Here is a 3,563-nt window from a genome sequence, read left to right on the forward strand (position 1 = left end):
CTCCCCGCTGCCGACCACGTCCAGCGTGGTCGACGCGACGAGCCGTTGCGGGATCGCTGCGACCACCGGGTCACCGCCACCACAGGAACGGCCGCAGGACCAGCGGCGGCTTGACGTTGCGGCGGACGTACGCGTCGTGCAGGCACAGCCAGCCCGCGCCGAGCAGCACCGCGCCGGCTACGGCCGCCGTCCGCCGGTCGCGGGAGAACGGCTCGCGGCCGGTCACAGCCCGACCCCGTACGCCTGGAGCCCGGTGAAGAGTTGGACGGAGATTTGGGCGCCGGCCGTGCCCCAGAGCGTGACCGCGTGGTCCGCGACCGGAACGCGCCGCTGCTGGCCCGCCGCGACGAGCTGCACGCCCAGACCCGGGCCAGGCCCGGACGACTGCCCGGATGCCACGTAGACCGGGTCGGACTCGTGGTGGTTGTCGACCAGCGCGGACCCGATCGCGACCGGGCCCGCGTAGGACCAGCGGCCCGACGCGTCGAGCACGACCAGGCGGACGAGCAGCACGCCGTTGACCGCGCCGCGCCGGCCGCCCAGCCGCGCCGCGAGGTCCGTCGTCGTCGTGGTGAGTTGCCGGCACGCCCCGAGCAGTTCGGCTTGCATCAGCCGATCCGCCTCCCGGGAGGTGAGCGGCCGGGGCGTCGGCGGGGCCGGGACGTCCGCCGTGGTGTCGACCGCCACGGCCGCCGCCGGGACCCGGCCGTAGCCGCCGTCCACCTGCTCTGCCGGCCGATGCTGCGGTTGGGCCGCCGGCCGGTTGGCCAGGTCGCGGACGTGCTGCCACGGCGACCGGATGTCGCTGCTCATGCTCTCTCCCCCTTGGTCGCGTGCCACATGCCGATGACGACCAGGGCGACGCCGCCGGCCGCCAACACGCCCGTCTTGAGCCAGTCGGCCGACCCGAGCACCGCGTCACCCAGCCCGGCTGTAATCGGGTCCGTGATCGGGGACACCACCGCGCCGACCGCCCCGCCGGGCCCGCCGAGTGCCTTGACGCGCCGGTACTCCGGCGTGCCGTAGACCTTGGCCACCCGGACCCGCTCACCGGACCGGGGCGCGGCCAGGAACCGGCCGTCACCGACGTAGAGCCCGACGTGATGCGCCGGGGTCCCCCAGAACACGAGGTCACCGGGGCGTGGGTCGCGGACCGGGGTGGTCGCGCGCTGCTGCTGCGCCGCCGTGCGCGGCAGGTCGATCCCTGCCTTGCCGAAGATCCACTGCATGAGGCCGCTGCAGTCGAACGCGTCGGGGCCCTCTGCACCCCACACGTACGGGTCACCGACCTCGGCCAGCCCGTACGCGATCACCTGGTCTGCCTTACTCACTGCCGACCGCCCGGGTCGCGCCGAGCAGGACCAGGGCCACGCCACCGGCCAGCACCAGCCCGCCGACGATCAGCCCGCGCCCCGTCGCGAGGACGTTGTCGGACAGCCCCGCCGGGACCACCGTCGCGCCGGGGATCGTGCGCGGCGCGACCGCCGCCGCGTCGCGCGCCTGCCCGAGGAACGTCCGGTACTTGCCCGAGGTGTAGACCGACCAGGGCGTCCAGTCCCGGCCGCCATGGCTGATCTCGTACGCGGCCTGCATGTTCGCCAGCGGGTCCCGCAACACGGTGATGTCCCGCGTCCGGCCGGTCCCCGTGTCCGCTTTCAAGGTCCGGACCTGCATCAGCCCGACCGACGGGCCCCACGTCGCGTCCTGCAGTGTCACATCCCCGACAGCCGCCGGGTTCAGCCCGGATTCACCGGCCGCGATCGCTGCTGCGATCACGGCCGACGCCGGGTCAAACCCGGCCTGACGCGCCAGCGCGTAGGCCTGCGCCATCGTCAGGGCCACCAGGTCACCTCGGGGCAGTCGACGGGCGCACCCCACCACCGCGCGGAGCGGACGAGGCGGACGCGGACGCGTACCACGCCCCGGGGTCGTTGAGCTTGGAGTACGACGGGATGTCCCGGCCCGTGCCGGTCGACGGAGTCGTCGGCAGCTTGCCCGTGTTGATCGCGTCGGTCAGCTCACGGATGTCGTTGGACAGGCCAGCGCCCACCGCCTGGACAGCGTTGTACGCGTCGAACCCGCTGCTGTCGACGTACCCGGCCGGCTGCGGTGACGACGAGCTGCCGCGCCGCATCAGGGTCACCAGGCCCAGCACCCCGGCCACCCCGACCGCCGCCAGAACCCGCTTGTCCCGCAGCAGCCCCGTCATGCCCTTGCCGCCGCCGGTCGGCTTCCCGCCGGCCTTCACCGCAGGCCCCCGTACCGCTGCTGGTCCGGCCTCGCCATGTTCGCCAGGCCCTGGAGCACCAGTGCGTTACCGGTGCCCGGATACCCCGGCTGGTCCGACGGGCCCGCCTGAGCACCGAGCCGCGCCGACCGGGGACCGGCGACCAGGCCCCGGAACCCCTGCAGCGCGCCGAAGTCCGGCGTCCCGCCGTCGATGCCGCGCCGGGTCGCCGCGCCGGAGTCCTGCGGTAGGAACCGCGCCGAGAACAGCGGCAGCAGCGTCGCCACGCCCAGCCGCGCCGCCAGCGACACCGCGACCGGCTGCGGCCCGTACGCAACCGCCGGCCCCGGGATCACGTTCCCGCCGGACGACCGGCCGCCGCTGCCCGCCGGCACCTGCTGCGGACGTTGCTCCTTGCCCGCCTTGCCCGCCTTGCCGAACAGCTTCGGCATGTCAGCGACCCTGGAAAGTCTTGACCAGGCCGGAACCCGCCGTGCCCGCGTTGAGCATCAGCTTTCCCCACCCGGTGGCGTGCGCCGCCACCAGGTACATGCCGATGAGCAGCCCCGCCGTCCCGAGTGCCTTCTTACCCATCACTGCCCCCTACGTCGTGACGATCGGGTTGCGCGGCAGGGTGCCGCCGATCTCCCCGAGCCCGCCCCCGCTGCTCTTGCCCTTGCCGCCGGCTGCCGGTGTCGGCTTACCGACACGGGGGATGCCGGCGACCTCCGGGTCGAACGCCCGCCGGACCCCGCCCGTCAGCCAGACGAGTAACTTCCCGCCCTGCTCTGGCCCCTTACCGCTCCCGAGGACTTCGAGCGCGATCAGGGTCAACGCGCCGGCCGCGAACCCCCGCCAGCCCCTCACAGCGGCCGACCCTGACCGTCGCGGAATCCGGGCCCGTAGCCGTCGTCCGGCCGCGCCACCCCCGGCGGGGCGAACGGGTCCGGTCCGGTCGCGTCCGTCAGGCCCAGCCGCTGCAGAGCCCGGCCCGCCAGCACCTGACACAGCACCCACACGCCGCCGATGACCAGCACCAGCCCCGACGGCCTCACGGCAGCTCCGTCCCGTCGGGAGCCTGGTTCAGGAACTTGGCCCGCAGCACCGCAGCGACCCGGTCCGGGCCGCCACGGATGAACGGCAGCACCACGTAGCCCCAGAGCAGCAGACCCAGCACCCAGCCCGCGCCGTCCTGGACAACCGCCGGAGTCCGGCGCGCGGCCGGCACCTCGTCGTCCTGGTCGTCGTCGTCCTGGTCGTCGTCGTCCTGGTCGTCGTCGTCCTGGTCGTCGTCGTCCTGGACGTCGTCGTCCTGGACGTCGTCGTCCTGGACGTC

Annotated in this window: 10 protein-coding genes; all 10 read right to left on the bottom strand. The window is 74.2% G+C overall.

Going from position 1 to position 3,563, the window contains the following annotated elements; translation table 11 throughout:
- Window positions 1–70: 70 nt before the first annotated feature.
- Window positions 71–226 carry a hypothetical protein gene (locus tag ACOJTC_RS26825; RefSeq protein WP_420118968.1) on the bottom strand — a complete coding sequence of 52 codons (156 nt, stop codon included), beginning with the start codon at window positions 224–226 and terminating at the stop codon, window positions 71–73.
- Window positions 223–813 carry a hypothetical protein gene (locus ACOJTC_RS26830; RefSeq protein ID WP_420118969.1) on the bottom strand — a complete coding sequence of 197 codons (591 nt, stop codon included), beginning with the start codon at window positions 811–813 and terminating at the stop codon, window positions 223–225. Before ACOJTC_RS26830 ends, ACOJTC_RS26825 begins: the two co-directional genes overlap by 4 nt.
- Complete coding sequence (locus ACOJTC_RS26835) at window positions 810–1,331, bottom strand: C40 family peptidase (RefSeq protein WP_420118970.1); 522 nt, start codon at window positions 1,329–1,331, stop codon at window positions 810–812. Before ACOJTC_RS26835 ends, ACOJTC_RS26830 begins: the two co-directional genes overlap by 4 nt.
- Complete coding sequence (locus ACOJTC_RS26840) at window positions 1,324–1,842, bottom strand: transglycosylase SLT domain-containing protein (RefSeq protein WP_420118971.1); 519 nt, start codon at window positions 1,840–1,842, stop codon at window positions 1,324–1,326. Before ACOJTC_RS26840 ends, ACOJTC_RS26835 begins: the two co-directional genes overlap by 8 nt.
- A gap of 4 nt (window positions 1,843–1,846) precedes the next feature.
- Complete coding sequence (locus ACOJTC_RS26845; protein ID WP_420118972.1) at window positions 1,847–2,248, bottom strand: hypothetical protein; 402 nt, start codon at window positions 2,246–2,248, stop codon at window positions 1,847–1,849.
- On the bottom strand, window positions 2,245–2,679 hold the full coding sequence (locus ACOJTC_RS26850) for a hypothetical protein (RefSeq protein WP_420118973.1): 435 nt from the start codon (window positions 2,677–2,679) through the stop codon (window positions 2,245–2,247). The genes ACOJTC_RS26845 and ACOJTC_RS26850 overlap by 4 nt, the downstream gene beginning before the upstream one ends.
- A gap of 1 nt (window position 2,680) precedes the next feature.
- Window positions 2,681–2,821 carry a hypothetical protein gene (locus ACOJTC_RS26855; RefSeq protein ID WP_420118974.1) on the bottom strand — a complete coding sequence of 47 codons (141 nt, stop codon included), beginning with the start codon at window positions 2,819–2,821 and terminating at the stop codon, window positions 2,681–2,683.
- Between the two features lie 9 nt (window positions 2,822–2,830).
- Window positions 2,831–3,061 carry a hypothetical protein gene (locus tag ACOJTC_RS26860; RefSeq protein WP_420118975.1) on the bottom strand — a complete coding sequence of 77 codons (231 nt, stop codon included), beginning with the start codon at window positions 3,059–3,061 and terminating at the stop codon, window positions 2,831–2,833.
- A gap of 29 nt (window positions 3,062–3,090) precedes the next feature.
- The gene (locus ACOJTC_RS26865) at window positions 3,091–3,282 is read right to left on the bottom strand and encodes a hypothetical protein (RefSeq protein WP_420118976.1); all 192 of its coding nucleotides are present in this window, start codon (window positions 3,280–3,282) and stop codon (window positions 3,091–3,093) included.
- On the bottom strand, window positions 3,279–3,563 hold a 285-nt coding region (locus ACOJTC_RS26870; protein WP_420118977.1), incomplete at its 5' end, for a hypothetical protein. The genes ACOJTC_RS26870 and ACOJTC_RS26865, both read right to left, overlap by 4 nt.

It is taken from the genome of Micromonospora sp. (assembly GCF_048594385.1).
Lineage (GTDB): Bacteria > Actinomycetota > Actinomycetes > Mycobacteriales > Micromonosporaceae > Micromonospora > Micromonospora wenchangensis.

Excerpts from the sequence above, each read along its gene's own strand:
- ACOJTC_RS26830 (WP_420118969.1), bottom strand. The coding sequence starts at position 813 with ATGAGCAGCGACATCCGGTCGCCGTGGCAGCACGTCCGCGACCTGGCC.
- ACOJTC_RS26850 (WP_420118973.1), bottom strand. The coding sequence starts at position 2,679 with ATGCCGAAGCTGTTCGGCAAGGCGGGCAAGGCGGGCAAGGAGCAACGT.
- ACOJTC_RS26855 (WP_420118974.1), bottom strand. The coding sequence starts at position 2,821 with ATGGGTAAGAAGGCACTCGGGACGGCGGGGCTGCTCATCGGCATGTAC.